The sequence below is a fragment of the Lichenibacterium dinghuense genome (assembly GCF_021730615.1).
Taxonomy (GTDB): Bacteria; Pseudomonadota; Alphaproteobacteria; order Rhizobiales; family Beijerinckiaceae; genus Lichenihabitans; species Lichenihabitans dinghuensis.
The window spans coordinates 805,271-827,487 of sequence record NZ_JAJLMN010000001.1 but is presented as its reverse complement, the minus strand read 5'-3'; the positions used below and the strand labels follow the sequence as shown (position 1 = coordinate 827,487).

At 69.8% G+C, this 22,217-nt stretch carries 34 protein-coding genes; 31 read left to right on the top strand and 3 right to left on the bottom strand.

The window, feature by feature from the left end; all coding sequences use genetic code 11:
* Positions 1–8 precede the first annotated feature (8 nt).
* The 30 genes from rplD to L7N97_RS03815 all read left to right on the top strand — a co-directional run bounded on the left by rplD (position 9) and on the right by L7N97_RS03815 (position 19,263).
* Entirely contained in the window at positions 9–629 is a 621-nt protein-coding gene (gene rplD / locus L7N97_RS03960; protein ID WP_237477065.1) for a 50S ribosomal protein L4, read from the top strand.
* Positions 626–922, top strand: a complete 297-nt coding sequence (locus L7N97_RS03955; protein WP_237477064.1) for a 50S ribosomal protein L23 — start codon at positions 626–628, stop codon at positions 920–922. The genes rplD and L7N97_RS03955 overlap by 4 nt, the downstream gene beginning before the upstream one ends.
* Positions 923–947: 25 nt before the next feature.
* Entirely contained in the window at positions 948–1,781 is an 834-nt protein-coding gene (gene rplB, locus L7N97_RS03950) for a 50S ribosomal protein L2 (protein WP_237477063.1), read from the top strand.
* Between the two features lie 9 nt (positions 1,782–1,790).
* Entirely contained in the window at positions 1,791–2,066 is a 276-nt protein-coding gene (gene rpsS / locus L7N97_RS03945; RefSeq protein WP_129222694.1) for a 30S ribosomal protein S19, read from the top strand.
* Between the two features lie 4 nt (positions 2,067–2,070).
* The gene (gene rplV / locus L7N97_RS03940) at positions 2,071–2,451 is read left to right on the top strand and encodes a 50S ribosomal protein L22 (protein ID WP_237477062.1); all 381 of its coding nucleotides are present in this window, start codon (positions 2,071–2,073) and stop codon (positions 2,449–2,451) included.
* 11 nt (positions 2,452–2,462) lie between these two features.
* Positions 2,463–3,218 carry a 30S ribosomal protein S3 gene (gene rpsC, locus L7N97_RS03935; protein WP_237477061.1) on the top strand — a complete coding sequence of 252 codons (756 nt, stop codon included), beginning with the start codon at positions 2,463–2,465 and terminating at the stop codon, positions 3,216–3,218.
* A gap of 183 nt (positions 3,219–3,401) precedes the next feature.
* Positions 3,402–3,815, top strand: a complete 414-nt coding sequence (rplP, locus tag L7N97_RS03930) for a 50S ribosomal protein L16 (protein ID WP_129222691.1) — start codon at positions 3,402–3,404, stop codon at positions 3,813–3,815.
* A gap of 11 nt (positions 3,816–3,826) precedes the next feature.
* Positions 3,827–4,039: a 50S ribosomal protein L29 gene (gene rpmC / locus L7N97_RS03925; RefSeq protein WP_237477060.1), complete on the top strand. Its 213-nt coding sequence runs from the start codon at positions 3,827–3,829 to the stop codon at positions 4,037–4,039.
* A 10-nt stretch (positions 4,040–4,049) separates the two neighbouring features.
* Positions 4,050–4,316, top strand: coding sequence for a 30S ribosomal protein S17 (rpsQ, locus tag L7N97_RS03920; protein ID WP_237477059.1), 267 nt, complete (start codon positions 4,050–4,052; stop codon positions 4,314–4,316).
* Positions 4,317–4,472: 156 nt separating this feature from the next.
* Positions 4,473–4,841: a 50S ribosomal protein L14 gene (gene rplN, locus L7N97_RS03915; protein WP_237477058.1), complete on the top strand. Its 369-nt coding sequence runs from the start codon at positions 4,473–4,475 to the stop codon at positions 4,839–4,841.
* Positions 4,841–5,158, top strand: a complete 318-nt coding sequence (gene rplX, locus L7N97_RS03910) for a 50S ribosomal protein L24 (RefSeq protein WP_129222687.1) — start codon at positions 4,841–4,843, stop codon at positions 5,156–5,158. Before rplN ends, rplX begins: the two co-directional genes overlap by 1 nt.
* Before the next feature lie 70 nt (positions 5,159–5,228).
* Positions 5,229–5,801, top strand: coding sequence for a 50S ribosomal protein L5 (rplE, locus tag L7N97_RS03905; protein ID WP_237482030.1), 573 nt, complete (start codon positions 5,229–5,231; stop codon positions 5,799–5,801).
* A gap of 71 nt (positions 5,802–5,872) precedes the next feature.
* Positions 5,873–6,178: a 30S ribosomal protein S14 gene (rpsN, locus tag L7N97_RS03900; RefSeq protein WP_129222686.1), complete on the top strand. Its 306-nt coding sequence runs from the start codon at positions 5,873–5,875 to the stop codon at positions 6,176–6,178.
* A gap of 13 nt (positions 6,179–6,191) precedes the next feature.
* Positions 6,192–6,590: a 30S ribosomal protein S8 gene (gene rpsH, locus L7N97_RS03895; RefSeq protein WP_237477057.1), complete on the top strand. Its 399-nt coding sequence runs from the start codon at positions 6,192–6,194 to the stop codon at positions 6,588–6,590.
* A gap of 23 nt (positions 6,591–6,613) precedes the next feature.
* The gene (rplF, locus tag L7N97_RS03890) at positions 6,614–7,147 is read left to right on the top strand and encodes a 50S ribosomal protein L6 (protein WP_237477056.1); all 534 of its coding nucleotides are present in this window, start codon (positions 6,614–6,616) and stop codon (positions 7,145–7,147) included.
* A 5-nt stretch (positions 7,148–7,152) separates the two neighbouring features.
* The gene (rplR, locus tag L7N97_RS03885) at positions 7,153–7,512 is read left to right on the top strand and encodes a 50S ribosomal protein L18 (RefSeq protein WP_237477055.1); all 360 of its coding nucleotides are present in this window, start codon (positions 7,153–7,155) and stop codon (positions 7,510–7,512) included.
* A gap of 209 nt (positions 7,513–7,721) precedes the next feature.
* Positions 7,722–8,276 carry a 30S ribosomal protein S5 gene (gene rpsE / locus L7N97_RS03880; protein WP_237477054.1) on the top strand — a complete coding sequence of 185 codons (555 nt, stop codon included), beginning with the start codon at positions 7,722–7,724 and terminating at the stop codon, positions 8,274–8,276.
* 11 nt (positions 8,277–8,287) lie between these two features.
* Positions 8,288–8,485 (top strand): 50S ribosomal protein L30, encoded by a 198-nt coding sequence (gene rpmD, locus L7N97_RS03875; protein ID WP_237477053.1) that lies wholly within the window; start codon positions 8,288–8,290, stop codon positions 8,483–8,485.
* A gap of 10 nt (positions 8,486–8,495) precedes the next feature.
* Positions 8,496–8,981 carry a 50S ribosomal protein L15 gene (gene rplO, locus L7N97_RS03870; RefSeq protein ID WP_237477052.1) on the top strand — a complete coding sequence of 162 codons (486 nt, stop codon included), beginning with the start codon at positions 8,496–8,498 and terminating at the stop codon, positions 8,979–8,981.
* A 204-nt stretch (positions 8,982–9,185) separates the two neighbouring features.
* Positions 9,186–10,523 (top strand): preprotein translocase subunit SecY, encoded by a 1,338-nt coding sequence (gene secY / locus L7N97_RS03865; RefSeq protein ID WP_237477051.1) that lies wholly within the window; start codon positions 9,186–9,188, stop codon positions 10,521–10,523.
* A complete protein-coding gene (locus tag L7N97_RS03860; RefSeq protein ID WP_237477050.1) occupies positions 10,520–11,110 on the top strand; it encodes an adenylate kinase in 591 nt (196 codons plus the stop codon). Before secY ends, L7N97_RS03860 begins: the two co-directional genes overlap by 4 nt.
* A gap of 183 nt (positions 11,111–11,293) precedes the next feature.
* Positions 11,294–11,662, top strand: coding sequence for a 30S ribosomal protein S13 (gene rpsM / locus L7N97_RS03855; protein ID WP_129222677.1), 369 nt, complete (start codon positions 11,294–11,296; stop codon positions 11,660–11,662).
* 89 nt (positions 11,663–11,751) lie between these two features.
* The gene (gene rpsK, locus L7N97_RS03850) at positions 11,752–12,141 is read left to right on the top strand and encodes a 30S ribosomal protein S11 (protein WP_237477049.1); all 390 of its coding nucleotides are present in this window, start codon (positions 11,752–11,754) and stop codon (positions 12,139–12,141) included.
* A gap of 208 nt (positions 12,142–12,349) precedes the next feature.
* Positions 12,350–13,375 (top strand): DNA-directed RNA polymerase subunit alpha, encoded by a 1,026-nt coding sequence (locus tag L7N97_RS03845; RefSeq protein WP_237477048.1) that lies wholly within the window; start codon positions 12,350–12,352, stop codon positions 13,373–13,375.
* A 152-nt stretch (positions 13,376–13,527) separates the two neighbouring features.
* A complete protein-coding gene (gene rplQ / locus L7N97_RS03840) occupies positions 13,528–13,947 on the top strand; it encodes a 50S ribosomal protein L17 (RefSeq protein WP_237477047.1) in 420 nt (139 codons plus the stop codon).
* A 170-nt stretch (positions 13,948–14,117) separates the two neighbouring features.
* Complete coding sequence (locus tag L7N97_RS03835) at positions 14,118–15,530, top strand: Do family serine endopeptidase (RefSeq protein WP_237477046.1); 1,413 nt, start codon at positions 14,118–14,120, stop codon at positions 15,528–15,530.
* A gap of 168 nt (positions 15,531–15,698) precedes the next feature.
* Positions 15,699–17,042: a replication-associated recombination protein A gene (locus L7N97_RS03830; RefSeq protein WP_237477045.1), complete on the top strand. Its 1,344-nt coding sequence runs from the start codon at positions 15,699–15,701 to the stop codon at positions 17,040–17,042.
* Positions 17,043–17,128: 86 nt separating this feature from the next.
* Positions 17,129–17,422: a hypothetical protein gene (locus L7N97_RS03825; RefSeq protein WP_237477044.1), complete on the top strand. Its 294-nt coding sequence runs from the start codon at positions 17,129–17,131 to the stop codon at positions 17,420–17,422.
* 120 nt (positions 17,423–17,542) lie between these two features.
* Positions 17,543–17,917, top strand: a complete 375-nt coding sequence (locus tag L7N97_RS03820) for a hypothetical protein (RefSeq protein ID WP_237477043.1) — start codon at positions 17,543–17,545, stop codon at positions 17,915–17,917.
* Between the two features lie 131 nt (positions 17,918–18,048).
* Positions 18,049–19,263 (top strand): ABC transporter substrate-binding protein, encoded by a 1,215-nt coding sequence (locus L7N97_RS03815; RefSeq protein ID WP_237477042.1) that lies wholly within the window; start codon positions 18,049–18,051, stop codon positions 19,261–19,263.
* Between the two features lie 46 nt (positions 19,264–19,309).
* Here L7N97_RS03815 and L7N97_RS03810 read toward each other — a convergent pair whose 3' ends face one another.
* Positions 19,310–20,746, bottom strand: a complete 1,437-nt coding sequence (locus L7N97_RS03810; RefSeq protein ID WP_237477041.1) for a hypothetical protein — start codon at positions 20,744–20,746, stop codon at positions 19,310–19,312.
* A 219-nt stretch (positions 20,747–20,965) separates the two neighbouring features.
* Here L7N97_RS03810 and L7N97_RS03805 point away from each other — a divergent pair, with 219 nt between their 5' ends.
* Positions 20,966–21,457, top strand: coding sequence for a Spy/CpxP family protein refolding chaperone (locus L7N97_RS03805; RefSeq protein WP_237477040.1), 492 nt, complete (start codon positions 20,966–20,968; stop codon positions 21,455–21,457).
* Between the two features lie 116 nt (positions 21,458–21,573).
* Here the strand turns inward: L7N97_RS03805 and L7N97_RS03800 are convergent, their stop codons facing one another.
* Both L7N97_RS03800 and L7N97_RS03795 read right to left on the bottom strand, forming a co-directional pair.
* On the bottom strand, positions 21,574–21,921 hold the full coding sequence (locus L7N97_RS03800) for a HepT-like ribonuclease domain-containing protein (RefSeq protein ID WP_237477039.1): 348 nt from the start codon (positions 21,919–21,921) through the stop codon (positions 21,574–21,576).
* Positions 21,911–22,207, bottom strand: a complete 297-nt coding sequence (locus tag L7N97_RS03795; protein WP_237477038.1) for a nucleotidyltransferase family protein — start codon at positions 22,205–22,207, stop codon at positions 21,911–21,913. The genes L7N97_RS03800 and L7N97_RS03795 overlap by 11 nt, the downstream gene beginning before the upstream one ends.
* Positions 22,208–22,217: the final 10 nt, after the last annotated feature.

The following is a 22,217-nucleotide window of genomic DNA, read 5'->3' as shown; positions in this document are numbered from 1 at the left end:
ACCACCCCATGAAGATCGACATCACCTCCCTCGACGGCCAGACCGACGGCTCGGTCGAGCTCGACGACACCATCTTCGGCCTGGAGCCGCGCCAGGACATCATCGCCCGCATGGTGCGCTACCAGCTCGCCAAGCGGCGCGCCGGCACGCACAAGACCAAGGGCCGCGCCGAGATCGCCCGCACGGGCAAGAAGCTCTACAAGCAGAAGGGCACTGGCTCGGCCCGCCACGGCTCAGCCCGCGTGCCGCAGTTCCGCGGCGGCGGTCGCGCCTTCGGCCCCGTGGTGCGCTCGCACGCCCACGATCTGCCGAAGAAGGTGCGCGCCCTGGCGCTGCGCCACGCGCTGTCCTCCAAGGCGGCGGAAGGCGACCTGGTCGTGTGGAACGCCGCCTCCGCGGCCGAGCACAAGACGAAGCTCCTCAAGGAGAAGTTCGCCACCGCCGGCCTGACGAGCGCGCTGATCATCGACGGCGCCGCCGTCGAGGAGAACTTCGCCCGCGCGGCCCGCAACATCCCGCTGATCGACGTGCTGCCGGTGCGGGGGATCAACGTCTACGACATTCTGCGTCGCAACAAGCTGGTCCTGACCAAGGCTGCGGTGGACGCGCTGGAGCTGCGATTCAAATGAGCCAGGACCCCCGCCACTACGACGTGATCCTGTCGCCGGTCATCACCGAGAAGGCCACCGCCGCGACCGACTACAACCAGGTCGTCTTCAAGGTCGCCAAGACCGCGACGAAGCCGCAGATCAAGGCCGCCGTGGAGCAGCTCTTCGACGTCAAGGTCGAGGCAGTCAACACGCTGATCCGCAAGGGCAAGGCCAAGACGTTCCGCGGCGTCCGCGGTCGCCAGGCCGACCTCAAGAAGGCCGTCGTGACCCTCGCGGCCGGCCACAAGATCGACGTCACCACGGGTCTCTGAGCGCAGGCATAAGGATAGAAGTGCCATGGCACTGAAGACATTCAAGCCGGTCACGCCGAGCCTTCGCCAGCTCGTGATCGTCGACCGCAGCGGCCTCTGGAAGGGCAAGCCGCTGAAGACCCTCACCGAGGGCCTGTCCAAGTCGGGCGGCCGCTCGAACACCGGCCGCATCACCGTGCGGTTCCGGGGCGGCGGTCACAAGCAGACCTACCGCATCATCGACTTCAAGCGCCGCAAGCTCGACCAGCCGGCGAAGGTGGAGCGGGTCGAGTACGACCCGAACCGCACCTCCTTCATCGCTCTGGTGCGCTACGCCGACGGCGAGGCCCGCTACATCATCGCGCCGCAGAAGCTCGGCGTCGGCGACGAGGTGGTGTCGAGCGCCCAGGCGGACGTGAAGCCCGGCAACGCCATGCCGCTGGCCGCGATCCCGGTGGGCACGATCGTGCACAACATCGAGATGAAGATCGGCAAGGGCGGCGCCATTGCCCGCTCGGCCGGCTCCTACGCGCAGATCGTCGGCCGCGACGCGGGCTACGTGTCGCTGCGTCTGTCGTCGGGCGAGCAGCGCCTGATCAACGGCCAGTGCTTCGCCACCGTCGGCTCGGTGTCGAACCCCGACCACATGAACATCTCCTACGGCAAGGCGGGCCGCCGCCGCTGGCTCGGCCGGCGCCCGCACAACCGCGGCGTGACCATGAACCCGGTCGACCATCCGCACGGCGGCGGTGAGGGCCGCACCTCGGGCGGCCGTCACCCGGTGACCCCGTGGGGCAAGCCCACCAAGGGCAAGAAGACGCGCACCAACAAGACGACGGGCAAGTTCATCGTCGCCTCCCGCCACGCCCGGAAGAAGTGAGGGCTATCCATGTCACGTTCGATCTGGAAGGGTCCCTTCGTCGACGGTTACCTGCTCAAGAAGGCAGACACCGTGCGCTCGGGCGGCCGCTCCGAAGTCATCAAGATGTGGAGCCGCCGCTCCACCATCCTGCCGCAGTTCGTGGGGCTGACCTTCGGCGTCCACAACGGCCACAAGCACGTCCCGGTGACCGTCACCGAGGACATGATCGGCCACAAGTTCGGCGAGTTCTCGCCCACCCGCACGTTCCACGGCCACGCCGCGGACAAGAAGTCCAAGAGGTGATCCGATGAGCAAGCAGGCTAAGCCCCGCGCGCTCCCCGAGAACGAGGCGAAGTGCGTCGCGCGCATGCTGCGCGTGTCCCCGCAGAAGCTGAACCTGCTGGCTCAGCTCATCCGCGGCAAGAAGGTCGAGACGGCCCTCGCCGACCTCGAATTCTCCCGCAAGCGGATCTCCCACGAGGTCAAGAAGGCGCTGGAGTCCGCCATCGCCAACGCCGAGAACAACCACGAGCTCGACGTCGACGACCTGATCGTGTCCGAGGCCTACGTCGGCAAGGCGATGGTCATGAAGCGCTTCAGCCCCCGCGCCCGCGGCCGGGCCGGCCGCATCGAGAAGCCCTTCTCGAACCTCACGATCGTCGTCCGCGAAGTCCAGCCGGCGGCCTGAAGGATTTAGCCATGGGTCAGAAGGTCAATCCGATCGGGCTGCGGCTCGGCATCAACCGCACCTGGGATTCGCGCTGGTTCGCCAACAAGGGCGAATACGGCAAGCTGCTCCACGAGGACATGAAGATCCGCGAGGTCCTCATGGCGGCGCTGAAGCAGGCGGCGATCTCCAAGATCGTCATCGAGCGTCCGCACCGGAAGTGCCGCGTCACCATCCACTCGGCGCGTCCGGGCGTGGTGATCGGCAAGAAGGGCGCCGACATCGACAAGCTGCGCAAGATGGTGTCGAAGATCACCACCTCCGAGGTGGTCATCAACATCGTCGAGGTGCGCAAGCCCGAGATCGACGCCACCCTGGTGGCCGATTCCATCGCGCAGCAGCTCGAGCGCCGCGTCGCCTTCCGCCGCGCCATGAAGCGCGCCGTGCAGTCGGCGATGCGCCTCGGCGCCGAGGGCATCCGCATCAACTGCGCCGGCCGCCTCGGCGGCGCCGAGATCGCCCGCCAGGAGTGGTACCGCGAGGGCCGCGTGCCGCTGCACACGCTGCGCGCCGACGTGGACTACGGCGTCGCCACGGCCAACACGGCCTACGGCACCTGCGGCATCAAGGTGTGGATCTTCAAGGGCGAGATCCTCGAGCACGATCCGATGGCGCAGGACAAGCGCGCCCAGAACCAGGAGCACGCTCCGGGTGGCGAGCGTCGCCGTCGTGACGACGACCGTGGCGGCCGCGATCGCGACCGTGACCGCCGGCGCGAGCGGGCCTGAACGGTCTGACAGCAATCCGGGCGCGGGCTCCCGCAGGGGAGACCCGCGTCTTCGGCGCACGTTGACGGTTGCGTGACGTGCTCCGGCATGAAATAGCAAGACCCATCGACCGACCTCGAAGGCCCTGAAAGGGGCTTCCGAGCGGTCCGGACGTGCTCCGACCGACTTTCAGGACCCCTTTCCATGTTGCAACCCAAGCGAACCCGCTTCCGCAAGGCCTTCAAGGGCCGGATCAGCGGCGAAGCCAAGGGCGGCTTCGAGCTCAACTTCGGCCAGTACGGCCTGAAGGCGATGGAGCCGGAGCGCGTCACCGCCCGCCAGATCGAGGCCGCCCGCCGCGCCCTCACACGCCACATGAAGCGCGCCGGCCGCGTGTGGATCCGCATCTTCCCGGACGTGCCTGTGTCGAAGAAGCCGACCGAGGTCCGCATGGGCAAGGGCAAGGGCGCCCCTGAGTTCTGGGCGGCCCGCGTGCATCCCGGCCGCATCATGTTCGAGCTCGACGGCGTGCCGGTCGACCTCGCCAAGGAGGCGCTCCGCCTCGCCGCCGCGAAGCTGCCGATCAAGACGCGCTTCGTCGAACGCATCGCCGAGTGAGGGCGGACACCATGAAGACCAAGCAGCGCCTGTCCGACCTCTGGGTCATGTCGGACGATCAGCTCAACGACGAAGTGCTTCGCTTGAAGCGCGAACAGTTCAACCTGCGCTTCCGGCGCGCCACCGGCCAGCTGGAGAACACAGCCACGGTCCGCGTGGTCCGTCGCGACATCGCCCGGGCCAAGACCCTGGCGGCGATGAAGCGCGCCGCAGCGAACGGGTGAGAGACCGAAGATGCCGAAGCGTATCCTCCAGGGCGTGGTCGTCAGCGACAAGCAGGAGAAGACCGTGGTGGTGAAGGTGGAGCGCCGCTTCACCCATCCGCTGCTCAAGAAGACCGTGCGCCGCTCCAAGAACTACCACGCGCACGACGAGGCCCGCGCCTTCAAGGTGGGGGACATCGTCTCCATCGAGGAGACGCGGCCGATCTCCAAGCTGAAGCGCTGGACCGTCCTCGGGGCGGACGCCGCGAAGGCCCCCGCGGCCGAAGCCTCGGCCTGAGGTCGATCCGGGGCAGGGGGCTTGCTGTTCCCCATCCCCGCCAGGCGCAGTCCGGCTCCAGCGCGTCGTTCCCCGACGCGCCGCCTTTAAACCGCGGCCGATCCGTCCGGGTCGGGCGCCACGGGCCGGAAACCGTTCTGACAGGAAGTCATATCCATGATTCAGATGCAGACTAACCTCGATGTCGCAGACAATTCCGGCGCCCGCCGGGTCATGTGCATCAAGGTCATCGGCGGCTCCAAGCGGAAGTACGCCGGCGTGGGCGACATCATCGTCGTGTCCATCAAGGAAGCCATCCCGCGCGGCCGCGTGAAGAAGGGCGACGTGATGAAGGCCGTGGTGGTCCGCACCGCCAAGGACATCAAGCGCGCCGACGGCACCGTGATCCGCTTCGACACCAACGCGGCGGTGATCGTGAACAACCAGTCCGAGCCGGTCGGCACCCGCATCTTCGGGCCGGTGCCGCGCGAGCTGCGCGCCAAGAACCACATGAAGATCATCTCGCTGGCCCCGGAGGTGCTGTGATGGCCGCCAAGATCAAGAAGGGCGACAAGGTCGTCGTGCTGACCGGCCGCGACCGCGGCAACACCGGCGAGGTGCTCCAGGTCATGCCGAAGGACGAGCGCGCCATCGTGCGCGGCGTCAACCTCGTCAAGCGCCACCAGGCGCAGAGCCAGCGCCAGGAAGGCGGCATCATCACCAAGGAAGCGACGATCCACCTGTCGAACCTCGCCCTGCAGCACCCGACGACCGGCAAGCCGGTCCGCGTGGGCTTCAAGGTGCTCGAGGACGGCCGCAAGGTGCGCGTGGCCAAGGGTTCGGGAGATCAGATCGATGGCTGAGGCTCAGGCCGCCGGCGGCAAGAAGGCCGCCAAGGGCAAGGAGAACCGCAAGGCGGGCTCCGACATCAACATGGAGGCCTCGCCGGCCCTCCCCGCCGGCTACGTGCCGCGCATGAAGCAGGTGTACCGCGACACCATCCGTCAGGCGATGACGGAGCAGTTCGGGTACAAGAACCAGCTCGCCGTGCCGCGCCTCGACAAGATCGTGCTCAACATGGGCGTGGGCGAGGCCGTCAACGACACCAAGAAGGTGACGAGCGCCGCCGCCGACCTGTCGCTGATCGCCGGCCAGAAGCCCGTGATCACCCACGCGCGCAACGCCATCTCGACCTTCAAGGTGCGCGAGGGGATGCCGCTCGGCGCCAAGGTGACGCTGCGCGACATCCGCATGTACGAGTTCCTGGACCGCCTGGTCACGGTGGCGCTGCCGCGCATCCGCGACTTCCGCGGCCTGAGCCCGAAGTCCTTCGACGGCCGCGGCAACTTCGCCATGGGCATCAAGGAGCACATCATCTTCCCCGAGATCGACTATGACAAGGCCGAGACGATGCTCGGCATGGACATCATCGTCTGCACCACGGCGAAGACCGACGACGAGGCGCGCGCGCTCCTCAAGGCTTTCAATTTCCCGTTCCGGCAGTGAGGTCAGCGGGGAAGGTTCTTCCTTCCCCCGTGCATGCAGCACGGCTTCAGACGCGGAGAGAGGACGACTCAATGGCTAAGAAGAGTTCTGTCGAGAAGAACGAACACCGGCGCTCGCTGGTGAAGCAATATGCGGCGAAGCGGGCGAAGCTGAAGGGCATCGCCGACGACGCCAACCTGCCGATGGAAGAGCGCTTCGAGGCGCGGCTGAAGCTCTCCGAGCTGCCCCGCAACTCGGCCGCGGCGCGCATCCGCAACCGTTGCGAAGTGTCGGGCCGCTCGCGCTCGGTGTACCGCAAGATGAAGATGTCCCGCATCGCGCTCCGCGAGCTGGGCAACAAGGGCCTGATCCCGGGCTTGGTCAAGTCGAGCTGGTGAGGGGAGGCGAACCATGTCCGTGAACGATCCCCTGGGTGACATGCTCACCCGCATCCGCAACGCCCAGCTCCGCCGCAAGGGCAAGGTGTCGACGCCGGGCTCGCGCCTGCGCGCCAACGTGCTCGACGTGCTGGAGCAGGAAGGCTTCATCCGCGGCTACTCGACGACGGACCACGGCAACGGCCGCACCGAGTTCGACATCGAGCTGAAGTATTTCGACAACGCGCCGGTCATCAAGATGATCGAGCGCGTGTCCCGTCCGGGCCGCCGCGTCTACGCGGCCGTCGATGCGCTGCCGCGCGTCGCCAACGGCCTGGGCCTCACGATCGTGTCGACGCCCAAGGGCGTCATGGCTGACCACGCCGCGCGCGAGAACAACGTCGGCGGCGAGGTCCTGTGCAAGGTCTTCTGACCTGAGCCATGAGGGAATGAACGATGTCCAGGGTCGGTAAGAAGCCGGTCGTGCTCCCCAAGGGCGTGACCGCGACGGTTCAGGGCCAGAAGGTCGACATCAAGGGCGCGAAGGGCACTCTGTCCTTCACCGTCCCGGATGACTGCGACGTGGCGCTGAACGACAACGAGATCGCGGTGAACCCGCGCTCGGAAAGCAAGCGCGCCCAGGCGATGTGGGGCACGTCGCGCGCCATGATCAACAACCTCGTGACCGGCGTCTCCGCCGGCTTCGAGAAGCGCCTCGAGATCACGGGCGTCGGCTACAAGGCCGCCGTCCAGGGCAAGAAGCTCGTCCTGTCGCTCGGCTACAGCCACGACGTCGACTATCCGATCCCGGACGGCATCGACATCAAGGCCACCAAGCCGACCGAGCTGGTCGTGTCCGGCATCGACAAGCGCGAAGTCGGCCAGGTGGCTTCCGAGATCCGCGCCTACCGTCCGCCGGAGCCCTACAAGGGCAAGGGCGTGAAGTACGCGGGCGAGTTCATCTTCCGCAAGGAAGGCAAGAAGAAGTAAGGGCGATGAGCAAGAGCGATCTTTCCGACCGCCGCAAGGCTCGCGTCCGCCTGGCCATTCGCAAGAATGCCGGCGGCCGTCCCCGCCTTTCGGTCTTCCGGTCTTCCAAGCAGATCTACGCGCAGGTGATCGACGACGCCCGCGGCGTGACCGTGGCCTCGGCCTCGACGGTCGAGAAGTCGAACCGCGAGGGGCTCAAGACGGGAGCCGACAAGGCCGCCGCCGAGCAGATCGGCAAGCTGGTCGCCCAGCGCGCCCTCGAGGCCGGCGTGACCGAGGTCGTGTTCGACCGCGGCTCCTACATGTACCACGGCCGCGTCAAGGCGCTTGCCGAGGGCGCCCGCGAGGGTGGCCTGAAGTTCTGATCGGGGTTCGCCTCAGTCCCACAAGTTCAGCGGGCCGGCTTGTCTTCGACGGGAGCGTCGGATACAGGTCGGCCCGTTCCCATGCAGGGGTGGCCCGGCGCGGGGCGGTTTCGGCCGCGTCCCCGCGCCTTCGCTCATCCCGCGGGGGCTCCCATCCCAGCGAGCGGCAGGGCCCATCCCGGGCCGCCGCGCCAGTGACGGACGACAAGATGGCTCGTGAAAGAGAGCGCGACCGCGAGGATCGCGACAACGAATTCGTGGACAAGCTGGTCCACATCAACCGCGTCGCCAAGGTGGTGAAGGGCGGCCGGCGCTTCGGCTTCGCGGCGCTCGTCGTCGTCGGCGACCAGAAGGGCCGCGTCGGCTACGGCCACGGCAAGGCGCGCGAAGTGCCGGAAGCCATCCGCAAGGCCACGGAATCCGCCAAGCGCGGCATGATCCGCGTGCCGCTGCGCGAGGGCCGGACGCTGCACCACGACGTGAACGGCCGCCACGGCGCCGGCCGCGTCATCCTGCGCGCCGCCCCGGCCGGCACCGGCATCATCGCCGGCGGCCCGATGCGCGCCGTGTTCGAGACGCTCGGCGTCCACGACGTCGTCGCCAAGAGCCAGGGCTCGTCGAACCCCTACAACATGGTCCGCGCCACCTTCGACGCGCTGATCCACGAGGATTCGCCCCGCCAGGTCGCGGCGCGCCGCAACATCAAGGTGTCCACCCTGCAGTCCCGCCGCCAGGGCGTGGACGCCGACGCCGTCGAAGCCTGAGGGGGACAGCGATGGACTCCCAGACCCAGACGCGGTTCGTCGTCGAGCAGACGAAGAGCCCCATCGGCCGCCCGGCCACCCAGCGCCAGACGCTGGTGGCCCTCGGCCTCAACAAGATCGGCCGCCGCTCGTCGCTGATCGACAACCCCTCGACCCGCGGCATGGTGGCGAGCGTCGCCCACCTCGTCCGCGTCGTCGACGGCGAGTGAGGAGGGCGAGATGAAGCTCAACGAGATCAGGGACAACGAGGGCTCGTCCAAGTCGCGCATGCGCGTCGGGCGCGGCATCGGCTCCGGCAAGGGCAAGACCGGCGGCCGCGGCGTGAAGGGCCAGAAGGCCCGCACCGGCGTGCGCATCAAGGGCTTCGAGGGCGGTCAGATGCCGCTGCATCGTCGCCTGCCGAAGCGCGGCTTCACCAACATCTTCCGCCTCGACTACAACGAGATCAACGTCGGCCGCATCCAGAAGGCGATCGACGAGGGCAAGCTGCAGGCTGGCCCGATCACGATCGAGACGCTGGTGGACGCCGGCCTGTGCACCAAGGCGCGCGACGGCGTGAAGATCCTCGGCGCCGGCGAGATCACGGCCGCGGTGCAGATCGAGGCCGCCCTGGCGTCGAAGTCCGCCATCTCGGCCATCGAGGCGGCGGGCGGCTCCGTGAAGGTGCTGCGCGAGCCCAAGGTCAAGGCCGAAGAGGCCGCCTGAGCCTCGACGGCTCGGCTCGAACATCGGCAGGGCGGCGGCGGAAGCCGACCGCCCTGTTTTCATGTCGGCGGCCGCGCGGCGCGCGGCCGGTCATCGGCCTTGGCACCGCCACGGTCGGCTTTCAATCTGGCGTGCAGGCGTGGCGCGCGCTAAGGAACGGCACGGTCGCCGTGGTGTCCCGCGGCGGTCCCTTGGAGCAGGTGTATGGCGTCGGCAGCGGAACAGCTCGCAGCGAACATCAATTTCGCCTCGATCGGCAAGGCCGAGGAGCTCAAGAAGCGCATCTGGTTCACGCTGGGCGCCCTGATCATCTACCGGCTCGGGACCTACATCCCGCTGCCCGGCATCGACCCCGCGGCCTTCGAGGCGAACTTCTCGGGCCAGAAGCAGGGCGTGCTCGAGCTGTTCAACATGTTCTCGGGCGGCGCTGTCCAGCGCATGGCGATCTTCGCCCTGAACATCATGCCCTACATCTCGGCCTCGATCATCATCCAGCTGATGACCTCGGTCGTGCCGTCGCTCGAAACCCTCAAGAAGGAGGGCGAGTCCGGCCGCAAGGTCATCAACCAGTACACCCGCTACCTCACAGTCGTCCTGGCGGCCTTTCAGGCCTACGGCATCGCGGTCGGGCTGGAAGGGCAGGCGGGCGTCGTCACGGAGCCGGGGCTCTTCTTCCGCGTGAGCTGCGTCATCACGCTGATGGGCGGCACCATGTTCCTGATGTGGCTCGGCGAGCAGATCACCTCGCGCGGCATCGGCAACGGCTCGTCGCTGATCATCTTCGCCGGCATCATCGCGGCCTTCCCGGCCGCCATCGGCCACACGCTGGAACTCGGCCGCGAAGGGGCGATCTCGACCGTCTTCATCCTCGCCGTGGTCGTCGTGGCGATCGCCACCATCGCCTTCATCGTGTTTATGGAGCGGGCGCAGCGGCGCGTGCTCATCACCTACCCGAAGCGGCAGGTCGGCAACCGCATGTTCGAGGGCCAGACCTCGTTCCTGCCGCTGAAGCTCAACACCTCCGGCGTCATCCCGCCGATCTTCGCCTCCTCGCTGTTGCTGCTGCCCACGACCGTGGCGAACTTCACGACGATGAACGGTGGCGCCAACGGCTGGCTCGGCACGGTGACGAGCTTCCTCGGCCACGGCCGCCCGGCCTACATCCTGCTCTACCTCGCGCTGATCGTCTTCTTCGCCTTCTTCTACACCGCCGTGGTGTTCAACCCGGTCGAGACGGCCGACAACCTCCGCAAGCACGGCGGCTTCGTGCCCGGCGTGCGCCCCGGCGAGCGCACCGCGCAGCACATCGACACGATCCTCACCCGCATCACCGTGCTGGGTGCGGGCTACCTCGCCATCATTTGCCTTCTGCCCGAGCTTCTGATCTCCTACGCGCAGCTGCCCTTCTACTTCGGCGGCACGTCGCTCCTGATCGTGGTGAGCGTGACCATGGACACGGTCGCGCAGATCCACGGCCATCTGCAGGCGCAACAATACGAGAGCCTGATCAAGAAGTCGCGGCTCAGAGGGAAGAAGCGATGAGGATAGTGTTTCTGGGCCCACCCGGCGCCGGAAAGGGAACGCAGGCCGCGCGGCTCATGGAGCGGCACGGCATACCGCAGCTGTCCACGGGGGACATGCTGCGCGCCGCCGTCAAGGCCGGCACGCCGGTCGGGCTCAAGGCCAAGGCCATCATGGAGCAGGGCGGCCTCGTGCCGGACGCCATCGTGGTCGGCATCGTCGCCGAGCGCTTCATGGAGCCGGACGCCGCCAAGGGCTTCATCCTCGACGGCTTCCCGCGCACGGTGGGGCAGGCCGAAGCGCTCGACCTCGCCCTGGAACACCGCGGCCTCAAGCTCGACGCCGTGCTGGAACTCGAGGTCGACCCCAAGGTCCTGGTCGACCGCATCGAGCGTCGCGCGGCCGACACGCGGGCGGCCGGCGGCACGGTTCGGCCGGACGACACGCCCGAGGTCGTCTCCAAGCGGCTCGCCACCTACCACGAGCAGACCGCGCCGGTGTCGAGCTATTACGCTGGGTCGAACCGCCTGAAGGCGATCGACGGCATGGCGCCGATCGAGGCCGTGGCCGAGTCGATCGACGCGGCGCTGGCCGCGCCGGCCCATTGAGGCACGGCGGGGCGTCATCCTTCCTTGACGCCCCGGCGGTGAGCCGCTAAGGCCACCATCGCGAACCCTTCGACATTGCGTGCCGGGTCGTCCCACGCGGGGACCCGGCCTTCGGTCGTTCGGCGGCAACCTTTGACATGGCGTCATCCGGCACGGCGGTGCCCCGGCGCATGGAGAACACACGTGGCCCGTATAGCTGGCGTCAATATCCCGACCAACAAGCGCGTGGTGATCGCGCTCCAGTACATCCACGGCATCGGCGGCCAGAAGGCCCAGGAGATCTGCGAGAAGGTGTCCATCCCGGCCGAGCGCCGCGTGGCCCAGCTCTCGGACGCCGAGGTGCTGCAGATCCGCGAGACGATCGACCGCGACTACCTCGTCGAGGGCGACCTGCGCCGCGAGAACTCGATCAACATCAAGCGCCTGATGGACCTCGGCTGCTACCGCGGCCTGCGCCATCGCCGCCAGCTGCCCGTCCGCGGCCAGCGCACCCACACCAACGCCCGCACCCGCAAGGGCAAGGCGAAGCCGATCGCCGGCAAGAAGAAGTGATCCGTCCTCGGGCCTGACCCGAGGTCGATCGAAGACTCTCCCGAGCGCCTGGCATCACGGGCGCGCTTGAAGGACCAGGACAGGATATTATGGCAAAAGAGGCAAACCGCGTCCGCCGTCGTGAACGCAAGAACATCGCGTCGGGCATCGCCCACGTGAACTCGACGTTCAACAACACGATGATCACCATCACGGACGCGCAGGGCAACACCATCTCGTGGTCGTCCGCCGGCACCATGGGATTCAAGGGCTCGCGCAAGTCGACCCCCTACGCGGCCCAGATGGCCGCCGAGGATGCCGCCCGCAAGGCGCAGGAGCACGGCATGCGCCTGCTCGAGGTCGAGGTGTCGGGCCCCGGCTCTGGGCGTGAGTCGGCGCTGCGCGCCATCCAGGCCGCGGGTTTCACCGTGACCTCGATCCGCGACGTGACCCCGATCCCGCACAACGGCTGCCGCCCGCGCAAGCGCCGCCGCGTCTGACCGTCCGACACGACCATCGGGAAGGGCCGCGCCTCCGGGCGCGGCCCCTTCTCGCGTTCCGCCGCCGTCGCGGCGCGCAACCGACCTCCCGGGCGCCTTCGCCGAGTCGGGGATTCAGCTCCCCGCTCCGCCAAGGTGCCCAATCCCACGCTGAGGCGCGCCGCCCTTCCGACGGCCCACGCGGGATACAATGCCTGGAAAGACGCCCATGACCACCGTGATCTCGAAGAACTGGCAGGATCTCATCAAGCCCAACAAGCTCGAGGTCCAACTCGGTGACGACCCGAAGCGCGTCGCGGTCGTCGTGGCCGAGCCCCTGGAGCGCGGGTTCGGCCTCACCATGGGCAACGCCCTGCGCCGCATCCTGCTGTCGTCGCTGCAGGGCGCGGCCGTCACGGCCGTGCAGATCGACGGCGTGCTGCACGAATTCTCGTCGATCCCCGGCGTCCGCGAGGACGTGACCGACATCGTCCTGAACATCAAGGACATCTCGATCAAGATGTCGGGCGAGGGCCCGAAGCGCATGGTGCTGAAGAAGTCCGGCCCCGGCGTGGTCAAGGCCGGCGACATCCAGGTCGTCAACGACGTGTCGGTGCTGAACCCCGATCTCGTGATCTGCACGCTCGACGAGGGCGCCGAGATCCGCATGGAGTTCACGGTCGACACCGGCAAGGGCTACGTCCCCGCCGACCGCAACCGCAACGAGGACGCGCCGATCGGCCTGATCCCGGTCGACAGCCTGTATTCGCCGGTCAAGAAGGTGTCCTACCGCGTCGAGAACACCCGCGCGGGCCAGATCCTCGACTACGACAAGCTCACCATGACGGTGGAGACCAACGGCGGCATCACCCCGGAAGACGCGGTCGCGTATTCGGCCAGGATCCTCCAGGACCAGCTCAACGTTTTCGTGAACTTCGAGGAGCCCCGCCGCGAGGAGGTGTCCGCCTCGATCCCGGAGCTGGCCTTCAACCCGGCCCTGCTCAAGAAGGTGGACGAGCTGGAGCTGTCGGTTCGTTCGGCCAACTGCCTGAAGAACGACAACATCGTCTACATCGGCGACCTCATCCAGAAGTCGGAGGCCGAGATGCTCCGCACCCCGAACTTCGGCCGCAAGTCGCTGAACGAGATCAAGGAAGTGCTGGCGCAGATGGGCCTGCACCTCGGCATGGAGATCACCGGCTGGCCGCCGGAGAACATCGACGAGCTCGCCAAGCGGTTCGAAGAGCACTACTGAGTTTCGTTGGCGGCCCGATCCGGACGGATCGGGCAGCCCGTCTGGAATGCGGTGCTCCAAGGAGGAGCACCGGGGCGGGCCCTAACGGCCTGCCGTCAAGAGCGCGGCCGACCCTTGGCACGGCGGCCGCATAACAACCCGAGGAGCCATCCATGTATCACGGACGCAAGAAGCGCCGCTTCGGCCGCACCGCCGAGCACCGCAAGGCCATGTTCTCCAACATGTGCGCCAACCTGATCCATCACGAGCAGATCGTGACCACGCTGCCGAAGGCCAAGGACCTGCGTCCCGTGGTCGAGAAGCTCGTGACGCTCGGCAAGCGCGGCGACCTGCACGCCCGCCGCATGGCCATGGCGGAGATCCGCCAGGCCGCCGTCGTCAAGAAGCTCTTCGACGTCATCGGCCCGCGCTACAAGGACCGCCAGGGCGGCTACACCCGCGTGCTCAAGGCCGGCTTCCGGTACGGCGACGACGCCCCGATGGCCGTGATCGAGTTCGTGGACCGCGACGTGGACGCCAAGGGCTCCTCGCTCGGCAAGTACACGGCCTCGCCCGAGACCGACGTCGCCTGATCGGCGCGACCCTGTTCGACTGAGAAAGGCCGGGGCGCGAGCCCCGGCCTTTTTCACATCGTGAGGGTGCTCCATCCCGCGTTCCGCACGGGACCGGAGGTCTTTTGAAACCGGGATCGACCTCTTAGATCCGGCAAACGATCCCAGCCGCGACGAGGATGCCCGCCCCCATGACGACCCGCCTGCGCGCCGTCTCCCTGCCGCTCCTGGCGCTGCCCGTGCTGCTGGCCCTCGGCGCGCCGTCCCGCGCCGAGGACCGGCAGCTCCCGACCTCGAAGGGCGACGTCGTCCTGTCCTTCGCCCCGATCGTGAAGCGGGTCGCGCCCGCGGTGGTCAACGTCTACGCGTCGCGGGTCGAGAAGCGGCCCCGCAACAGCCTGATGGACGACCCGATCTTCCGCCAGTTCTTCGGCGGCCACGATCGCCCCGGCAACCCGACCGCGCAGTCGCTCGGCTCCGGCGTCGTGGTCGACGCGTCCGGCCTCGTCATCACCAACTACCACGTGATCGACGGCATGACCGACGTGCGCGTGGCGATGTCGGACAAGCACGAGTATCCGGCCGACATCGTGCTGCGCGATCAGCGCACCGACCTCGCCGTGCTGCGGCTCAAGGGGGCGCAGAACCTGCCCGTGATGGAGCTCGGCGACTCCGACGCGCTGGAGGTCGGCGACATCGTGCTGGCCGTCGGCGACCCCTTCGGCGTCGGCCAGACGGTCACGCAGGGCATCGTGTCGGGCCTCGCGCGCAGCCAGATCGGCAAGAGCGACTACCAGTACTTCATCCAGACCGACGCGGCCATCAACCCCGGCAACTCGGGCGGCGCGCTGGTCGACATGAAGGGCCGGCTGATCGGCATCAACTCGGCGATCTATTCGCAATCGGGCGGCAGCGTCGGCATCGGCTTCGCGATCCCCGTCAACATGGTCAAGAGCGTCATCACGGCCGCGCGGGCCGGGGAGAAGGCCGTGCGGCGGCCGTGGCTCGGCGCGAGCCTGCAGGGCATCACCCGCGACATGGGCGAGGCGCTGGGGCTCGACCGGCCGGCCGGCGTGCTGGTGTCCGAGATCGTCGACGGCGGCCCGGCGGACGCGGCCGGGCTCAAGCGCGGCGACGTCATCACGGCGGTCGACGGCGCACCGGTCGACGATCCCGACGCCTTCGGCTACCGCCTCGCCACCAAGCCGCTCGGCGGCACGGCGGGCCTGACGGTGCGGCGCGGCAACCAGACCCTGGCGTTGGCGCTGAAGCTGATCCCGCCGCCCGAGGTGCCGGCGCGCGACGCCGTCACGCTGCGCAACGATTCGCCCTTCTCGGGCGCGACGGTGGTGAACCTGTCGCCCGCGGTCGCCGACGAGATGCAGATCAACGGCGCGCGCTCTGGCGTGGTGGTCAGCGCCGTCGCGGACGATTCCAACGCCGCCATGACGGGCATCCAGAAGGGCGACGTCATCGTCGGCCTCGACCGCGCCAAGGTGACCTCGACGCGCCAGTTCGAGAAGGCGACGGGCGCGCGCCAGGACTTCTGGCACGTCACCATCGACCGCGGCGGCCAGATCATCGACTCGGAAGTGGGGGGCTAGCCACCTTCTCGCCTCGCGGGGGAAGTCGGTGGGGATCGGCTCGACCGTCGCCGCTTCCGAGCGGGCTTCGCCGAGCGCGGAGCCTCGCCCCCCGATCCGCCTCGGCCGCGCCGAGGCACCTTCTCCCGCGACGGGAGAAGGGGAGCGCGTTCTGCTAAGCTCCTCCCCATGCCCGACCTGTTCTCCTCAGCCGGCCTCGACCCCGCCCCCGCGACGGCCTCGCCCGAGCCGGCCGCCGCGGGCCCTCGACCCCTGGCCGACCGCCTGCGCCCGCGTCGCCTGGAGGAGGTGGCCGGGCAGGGGCACCTCGTCGGGCCGGACGGGTCGCTGACGCGGCTGCTGTCCGGCGGGCATCCCGGCTCGCTGGTCTTCTGGGGGCCGCCCGGCACCGGCAAGACCACGGTGGCGCGCCTGATGGCGGATCGCACCGCGCTCGACTTCGTGGCCGCGTCCGCGATCTTCACCGGCGTGGCCGACCTCAAGAGGCTGTTCGACGAGGCCCGCGCCCGCCGCCGCGCCGGCCGCGGCACGCTGCTCTTCGTGGACGAGATCCACCGCTTCAACCGCGCCCAGCAGGACGGCTTCCTCCCCGTGATGGAGGACGGCACGGTCACGCTGGTCGGCGCCACGACCGAGAACCCGTCCTTCGAGCTGAACGGCGCGCTGCTGTCCCGCGCGCGCGTGCTGGTGTTCCGCGCGCTCGACGCCGGGGCGCTCGGCGAGCTGCTCGCCCGCGCCGAGGCGCTGGAGGGACGGCCGCTGCCGCTCAGCGCGGAGGCGCGCGACGCGCTGCTCGGCATGGCGGACGGCGACGGCCGCGCGCTCCTGAACCTCGCCGAGGACGCGTGGCGCGCGGCGCGGCCTGGCGAGACGTTGGAGGCGGCGCGGCTCGTCGAGGTGCTGCAGCGCCGCGCCCCTCTCTACGACAAGGGGCAGGACGGGCACTACAACCTCATCTCCGCCCTGCACAAATCGGTGCGCGGCTCCGACCCCGACGCGGCGCTCTACTATCTCTGCCGCATGCTCGACGCCGGCGAGGACCGGCTGTTCCTGGCGCGGCGGCTGGTCCGCATGGCGTCCGAGGACGTCGGCATGGCGGACCCGCAGGCGCTGGTGGTCGCCAACGCCGCCAAGGACGCGTTCGACTTCCTCGGCAGCCCGGAAGGCGAGCTCGCCCTGGCGCAAGCGGTCGTCTACCTGGCGACGGCGCCGAAGAGCAACGCCGTCTACACGGCCTACAAGGTCGCGACCGCGCTGGCGAAGGGCGGCGGCTCGGCGCTGCCCCCGAAATCGATCCTCAACGCGCCCACCAGGGTGATGAAGCGCGAGGGCTACGGCGAGGGCTACCGCTACGACCACGACGAGCCCGACGCCTTCTCGGGCCAGAACTACTGGCCGGAGGCCATCGGCCGGCAGAGCCTCTATCGCCCGACCGAGCGCGGCTTCGAGCGCGACGTCGGCCGGCGGATGGCGTGGTGGGCCGAGCGGCGGCGGGAGCGCGGCGAGGGGTGAGCCGCGTGGCGAGGGCGGAAAGGCGCCGTTAACCATGCTGCGAGAGGTTCGGATCGTCTCAACCTCAACGCGCAGGACGCACCCGCATGGAAGCCGCGCCCGACCTCGATTTCGCTTCCTCCATCCGCTACGCGCTGACGTCCCGCCCCGTGCCGGGCGGCGTCGAGATCGTGCTGGACCTGTTCCGCGGTGCGGCGCCGGCGCTCACGCGCACCCTGGCGGCCGTGTCGTCCGCCGAGGCCGGCGCCGTCATGGCGACCTGCAGCCGCTACCTGGAGCGCCGCGGCGCCCACGCGGTGAGGAGCACCGCCGGCGCCGTCGCGCCGGACCCCGCCTGGGGCGCGCCGGTGGCCGCCTTCGACTGGATGTTTGCCGGCTAGGGACGACCGGCGGCGGCCCGGAACGGCGTTCACCACGACGCTGATCCGGCGTTGCTCGGGCGGGGCCGCGTGGGCTGACTGTGATCCGCGCGCGACGGCGCCTCAACCGGGATCGCAACCATGCACGACCACGCCACCCCTGACGTCCGCGGGCTTCTCCGCGCCCTGGCCCTCGCCTCCGCGCTGGGCGTCGCGGCGCTGGCGGCGGCGGTGCCCGCCCATGCCTTCGACGGCGGCTGCTGCTGCGACGACGGCCGCTACGACAGCGTCGGCTTCGGCGCCGCGGGCACGAGCGGCGGCTTCGGCTTCGGCGGCCTGGGCCGTGGCCTGGGAGACCTCGGCGGGGGCGTCGTCGGCCTCGGCGGCGGCGTGGTGGGCGGCGCGCTGGGAGGCCTGGGCGGCTACGGCGGTCCGGGCTACGGCGCCGGCGCTTACGGCTACGGGCCGGCGACCTACGGTCCGTATCGCGGCGTCCCGCTGCGACGGGCCTACTGACCGATCTCCGCCCCCGCCATGCAGAAATGCGATGGCGGGTCGCGGCGAACGATCTTGGACCCACCCCCCTGCAACGCCTAGCGTTGGCCGAAACGGGGGCCTTCGCGCCACCCGGCACGGGGAGGACGCGGATGACACGGAAGCGGTGGACGGCGCTCGGCGCCGCGGTGGGCGCCCTGCTCGCGGCCGGCGGCCTGCCGGCGAAGCCGGCCAGGGCCGAGACGCCGTTCCGCATCGGCGTGGTCGAGGACCTGTCCGGCGTCTATTCCGGCAACGGCGGCCCCAACATGGTGCTGGCGACGCAGATGGCCGTCGAGGATTTCGGCGGCAAGGTGCTGGGCCGGCCCATCGAGGTCATCGCCGTCGACCACCAGAACAAGCCCGACCTCGGCTCCGCCCTGGCGCGCCAGCTGGTCGACGACAAGCACGCCTCCGCCCTGGTGCTGGGCGGCTCCTCCTCGGTCGGGCTCGCGGTGCAGAGCTACGCCAAGGACCGCCACATCACCACGCTCGACACGGGCGGCTACGCGTCACAGTTCTCCGGCCCCGGCTGCTCGCCCTACGGCTCGCAGTGGGTGCCCTCCACGACCGAGCTCGCCAACGCGGTGGCGGATTCCGTGGTGAAGGAGGGCGGCAAGAGGTGGTTCTTCATCACGGCCGACTACGTGTTCGGCAACACGCTCGCGGCCGCGGCAACCCAGGCCGTGAAGGCCGCGGGCGGCACGGTGGTGGGCGAGGTGAAGCACCCGCTCGGCACGGCCGACATGTCGTCGCCGCTGCTGGAGGCGCAGGCCTCGGGCGCCGACGTCATCGCGCTCGCCAACGCGGGGCCGGACCTCGTCAACGCGATCAAGCAGGGCCGCGACTTCGGCGTCTCGTCGAAGTTGATCGCCATGCTGGTCTTCACCAACAACACGGTGGCGCTGGGCCTCGACGTCGCGCAGGGCCTGCGCTTCGCCGAAAGCTTCTACTGGGACCTCAACGACGACACCCGCGCCTGGGCCAAGCGCTTCATGGCGCGCAACGGGCAGGCCGTGCCGACCATCGGCCACGCGGCCGGCTATTCGGCGACGCTGCACTACCTCCAGGCCGTGCAGAAGGCCGGCACCGACGACGCCGCCAAGGTGGACGAGGCCTTCAAGGCCCTGTCGATCACCGACAAGCTGCTCGACAATCCGCACATCCTCGCCAACGGCCGCGTGGTGATGGACATGCACCTCGTCGAGGTGAAGACGCCCGCCGAGTCGAAGGGCCCGGCCGACCTCTACAAGGTCATCGACACCATCCCGGGCGACAAGCTCTTCACCCCGGCCAAGGACAGCGGCTGCCCCTTCACCAAGGGGTGACGACCCCTCCGCCCATCCCCGCCTCCGCGGGGATGGGCGGCCGCAGTCAGCGCGCCACCAGCAGCACCGCCGCACCGGGCGGCACCGCCACGGTGGCGGCGCCGGAGGGCGCCTCCACGGCCTCGGGCACCACCGGCCCGCTCCAGCGGCCGTCGGTCCCGATCGTGGCGCCGTTCACCGTCACATGCGACGGGTCGGTGTCGGAGAGGCCGCCCGCGGCCCGCAGGGTGAGGCGGCCGAGCGGGCCGGCCGGCAGGCCGGACAGGTCGACCGCGGCCTCGCCAGCGCCCTCGTTCAGCAGCAGCACGGCCGCGCCGCCGTCCTCGCGCCGCAGCGCGTAGACGTTCAGCCCCGCCCGGCCGCCGAGGTCGCGCGACGCCGCGACGAGCCGGCTCGGCCCCTCGCGCAGCGCGCGGGCGAGGAGCCAGATGCCGTAGAACTCCGGCTTCACCGCGATCACGGCGCCCTTCGCGGTCTGGATCGGCGAATAGAAGGCGTGGCCGCCGGAATGGAAGTCGACGCCGGACGTGCCGGCCGCGGCCAGCTGCGCCGCCACGTCGATGGCCCAGAGCGCGGAGGCGAAGCTGTCGCTGACGCCGGCCACGCCGCTGACCTCGCGGCCGGAGGCGTCGGTGCAACTGTAGAAGCTGTTGATCTCGTCGTAGCGCAGCCCGTCCCGCACCCCGGCCGCGGCGGCGGCGGCCACCAGCGTCGCGGCCGTCGTGGTGAGGACGGGGTCGGGCGCGAGCAGGCTCGCCACCGTCGGGCCCGAGCAGCTCGACGCCTTGTAATAGTGCTGCGTCGCCACCCGCAGGGCCGGCCCGAACGCCGCTATGAAGGGGAGGGTATAGCGCTTGGCGTCGTAGCCGGCGTCCGGCCCGGAGACGGGGACGCGCGGCGCGGCCCCGGCGATCAGCCGCCGGTCCTGCGCCCACTCGGCGGCATAGTCGGCGTAGGTGTAGCTGGCCGGCCGATGGCCGTTGCGGCCGTAGAGGTCGGGCTCGTTGCCGACCGCCACGGCGAAGAGGCTGCCGCCGAGCGCGGCGCCGGCGTATCGCGCTTCCCGCGCGGCGGCGGCGCCGTCGCCCGCCGCGAGGTCGAGGCTGTAGATCGCGCGCCAGCCCGGCACGGCTCCGAGGAAGCCCGCGAGCCGGTCGACGTCGGCCGGGGCGACGAAGCTCTGCGTGAGGCCGTGCCCGTCCGCGTCGCCGCCGTCGTCCCAGGGCGTGCGGTCCACGCTGTTGCCGCCGATGCGCAGGAGGCCGGCGCCGACCTCGCGGAACAGCCGCACGAGCGGTGCGTCCACGGCGGCGAACAGGCCGGTGCTGAGCTCGCCGGATTCGAAGGAGAAGCCCACGAAGCCGCGCGCGAGGCGCGGCGCGGCCTCGGCGGCCGGCGGCACGCGGAACGGGATCGAGGCCGCGGCGGCCGGGACGGCGGAGGCGAGCAGGAGGGCGAGGGCGGCTGACCGCGGGATGGGCATGGGGCGAGGGCTCCGGCGTCGGCGCCCGGCCGCGGGCCGCGGCGGCCCGCACGCCGTCCCGCTCGACATCCCGGACCGTGGGCCCACGGCGCCCCGCCTAGCACGGATCGCGGCGGCCGGGCGGGGCGAGCCCGCCGAACTCGCGATCGGTGGGCGCGTTGCGGAGCCGACAGGCCGGGACTGCCGGCCGCGGCGCTGCCGCGAAGGAGACGATCCGCCATGACGATGTTCCGGCCCCTCCCGCGCGGCCTCTGCCGTGGCGCCGCCGCGGCCCTGCTGACCGGCGCGGCGCTGCTCCTCGCCGGCTGCTCGCAGGGGGCCGGGGCGTCCGACACCGTGGTGTCGAACGGGGAGATCACCCAGGACTTCACGAACGTGCACCAGGACCCGAGCTGGATCCTGGCGCGCGAGCAGCAGCTGAAGCTCACCCCCGACCAGGTGACGAGGCTGAAGGCGCTGCAGGCCTCCATGGACGACGAGCGGCGCGCCAAGGTCGCGGCCGTCCGCGCCGCCAACGACCGCTTCAAGGCCGACGCCAAGCGTCGCGACGCGGACCGGGACGCGCTGGTGGCCGACGCCCGCTCCCTGTCCGACGCGCAGCTGGCGCTCACGACCTCGATCATCGACGGCTCGCTGGCCGGCTACGCCGTGCTCGACCCGAGCCAGCGCAAGCACTTCGACGACCTCATCGCCTGCTGCACGAAGGCGTGAGCGACGGGGTGCGGCCACGGTGGCCGGCAGTATGCGGAAGGAGGGCGCGGCAGCCGGAAGGGCGGTGGTGAGAAGAAAGGCGAGGGTGAGACGATGGAGCCCCATACCGTTCGATTTTACCTGCTGATCCCCTGGTCGTTCAACTCGGCCTCTACGGCCGCCAGCAGCGGGCTGAGGTGATCCTGAACCGTCATCCAGATCATGCTCTCCTGCACGTCGTCGTCGTCGTGACGTAGCACATCGCCGATGCCCATGATCTGCTTCCAGGGCAGGGTGGAGTGTCGATCGCGTAGGGCAGGCGAGAGCCGTCTCGCCGCCTCGGAGACGATCTCCAGCGCCCGCGTCGTGGCGTAGAAGGCCAGCCGCGACGCCGCGAAGTCCTCGAACGACAGACCTTCGGTGAAAAGGCGCGCCGCATGGATGTTGTCCCGGATATGGATGAGGCTGTTCTCGTCAGAACGCATAGACGGCATCGCGCTCCACGCTCGGCCGCACGAGCGGCTTGAGACCCGCCCGGTTGGCGACGTCGACGGATGTGGGGAACAGGTCCTCGATGAACTGGACGATGCCGACATAGGCGAAGAGATCGATGGGTGCCTCGGGGTCGAGCTCCACCATGATGTCGATGTCGCTGTCCGGCTGCGCTTCGCCCCGCGCGACGGAGCCGAACAGGGCGGCCCGCACCACGCCCTGCCGGCGCAGGTCAGGGGCGTGGTCGCGCAGGCGGGCGAGGATCTGGTCGCGGTCCATGCGGGGGAGC

What these genes read in the sequence shown, in the direction of transcription:
- rplD (WP_237477065.1), top strand. Translation starts at nt 9, where the DNA reads ATGAAGATCGACATCACCTCCCTCGACGGCCAGACCGACGGCTCGGTC.
- L7N97_RS03955 (WP_237477064.1), top strand. Translation starts at nt 626, where the DNA reads ATGAGCCAGGACCCCCGCCACTACGACGTGATCCTGTCGCCGGTCATC.
- rplB (WP_237477063.1), top strand. Translation starts at nt 948, where the DNA reads ATGGCACTGAAGACATTCAAGCCGGTCACGCCGAGCCTTCGCCAGCTC.
- rpsS (WP_129222694.1), top strand. Translation starts at nt 1,791, where the DNA reads ATGTCACGTTCGATCTGGAAGGGTCCCTTCGTCGACGGTTACCTGCTC.
- rplV (WP_237477062.1), top strand. Translation starts at nt 2,071, where the DNA reads ATGAGCAAGCAGGCTAAGCCCCGCGCGCTCCCCGAGAACGAGGCGAAG.
- rpsC (WP_237477061.1), top strand. Translation starts at nt 2,463, where the DNA reads ATGGGTCAGAAGGTCAATCCGATCGGGCTGCGGCTCGGCATCAACCGC.
- rplP (WP_129222691.1), top strand. Translation starts at nt 3,402, where the DNA reads ATGTTGCAACCCAAGCGAACCCGCTTCCGCAAGGCCTTCAAGGGCCGG.
- rpmC (WP_237477060.1), top strand. Translation starts at nt 3,827, where the DNA reads ATGAAGACCAAGCAGCGCCTGTCCGACCTCTGGGTCATGTCGGACGAT.
- rpsQ (WP_237477059.1), top strand. Translation starts at nt 4,050, where the DNA reads ATGCCGAAGCGTATCCTCCAGGGCGTGGTCGTCAGCGACAAGCAGGAG.
- rplN (WP_237477058.1), top strand. Translation starts at nt 4,473, where the DNA reads ATGATTCAGATGCAGACTAACCTCGATGTCGCAGACAATTCCGGCGCC.
- rplX (WP_129222687.1), top strand. Translation starts at nt 4,841, where the DNA reads ATGGCCGCCAAGATCAAGAAGGGCGACAAGGTCGTCGTGCTGACCGGC.
- rplE (WP_237482030.1), top strand. Translation starts at nt 5,229, where the DNA reads ATGGAGGCCTCGCCGGCCCTCCCCGCCGGCTACGTGCCGCGCATGAAG.
- rpsN (WP_129222686.1), top strand. Translation starts at nt 5,873, where the DNA reads ATGGCTAAGAAGAGTTCTGTCGAGAAGAACGAACACCGGCGCTCGCTG.
- rpsH (WP_237477057.1), top strand. Translation starts at nt 6,192, where the DNA reads ATGTCCGTGAACGATCCCCTGGGTGACATGCTCACCCGCATCCGCAAC.
- rplF (WP_237477056.1), top strand. Translation starts at nt 6,614, where the DNA reads ATGTCCAGGGTCGGTAAGAAGCCGGTCGTGCTCCCCAAGGGCGTGACC.
- rplR (WP_237477055.1), top strand. Translation starts at nt 7,153, where the DNA reads ATGAGCAAGAGCGATCTTTCCGACCGCCGCAAGGCTCGCGTCCGCCTG.
- rpsE (WP_237477054.1), top strand. Translation starts at nt 7,722, where the DNA reads ATGGCTCGTGAAAGAGAGCGCGACCGCGAGGATCGCGACAACGAATTC.
- rpmD (WP_237477053.1), top strand. Translation starts at nt 8,288, where the DNA reads ATGGACTCCCAGACCCAGACGCGGTTCGTCGTCGAGCAGACGAAGAGC.
- rplO (WP_237477052.1), top strand. Translation starts at nt 8,496, where the DNA reads ATGAAGCTCAACGAGATCAGGGACAACGAGGGCTCGTCCAAGTCGCGC.
- secY (WP_237477051.1), top strand. Translation starts at nt 9,186, where the DNA reads ATGGCGTCGGCAGCGGAACAGCTCGCAGCGAACATCAATTTCGCCTCG.
- L7N97_RS03860 (WP_237477050.1), top strand. Translation starts at nt 10,520, where the DNA reads ATGAGGATAGTGTTTCTGGGCCCACCCGGCGCCGGAAAGGGAACGCAG.
- rpsK (WP_237477049.1), top strand. Translation starts at nt 11,752, where the DNA reads ATGGCAAAAGAGGCAAACCGCGTCCGCCGTCGTGAACGCAAGAACATC.
- L7N97_RS03845 (WP_237477048.1), top strand. Translation starts at nt 12,350, where the DNA reads ATGACCACCGTGATCTCGAAGAACTGGCAGGATCTCATCAAGCCCAAC.
- rplQ (WP_237477047.1), top strand. Translation starts at nt 13,528, where the DNA reads ATGTATCACGGACGCAAGAAGCGCCGCTTCGGCCGCACCGCCGAGCAC.
- L7N97_RS03835 (WP_237477046.1), top strand. Translation starts at nt 14,118, where the DNA reads ATGACGACCCGCCTGCGCGCCGTCTCCCTGCCGCTCCTGGCGCTGCCC.
- L7N97_RS03830 (WP_237477045.1), top strand. Translation starts at nt 15,699, where the DNA reads ATGCCCGACCTGTTCTCCTCAGCCGGCCTCGACCCCGCCCCCGCGACG.
- L7N97_RS03825 (WP_237477044.1), top strand. Translation starts at nt 17,129, where the DNA reads ATGGAAGCCGCGCCCGACCTCGATTTCGCTTCCTCCATCCGCTACGCG.
- L7N97_RS03820 (WP_237477043.1), top strand. Translation starts at nt 17,543, where the DNA reads ATGCACGACCACGCCACCCCTGACGTCCGCGGGCTTCTCCGCGCCCTG.
- L7N97_RS03815 (WP_237477042.1), top strand. Translation starts at nt 18,049, where the DNA reads ATGACACGGAAGCGGTGGACGGCGCTCGGCGCCGCGGTGGGCGCCCTG.
- L7N97_RS03810 (WP_237477041.1), bottom strand. Translation starts at nt 20,746, where the DNA reads ATGCCCATCCCGCGGTCAGCCGCCCTCGCCCTCCTGCTCGCCTCCGCC.
- L7N97_RS03805 (WP_237477040.1), top strand. Translation starts at nt 20,966, where the DNA reads ATGACGATGTTCCGGCCCCTCCCGCGCGGCCTCTGCCGTGGCGCCGCC.
- L7N97_RS03800 (WP_237477039.1), bottom strand. Translation starts at nt 21,921, where the DNA reads ATGCGTTCTGACGAGAACAGCCTCATCCATATCCGGGACAACATCCAT.
- L7N97_RS03795 (WP_237477038.1), bottom strand. Translation starts at nt 22,207, where the DNA reads ATGGACCGCGACCAGATCCTCGCCCGCCTGCGCGACCACGCCCCTGAC.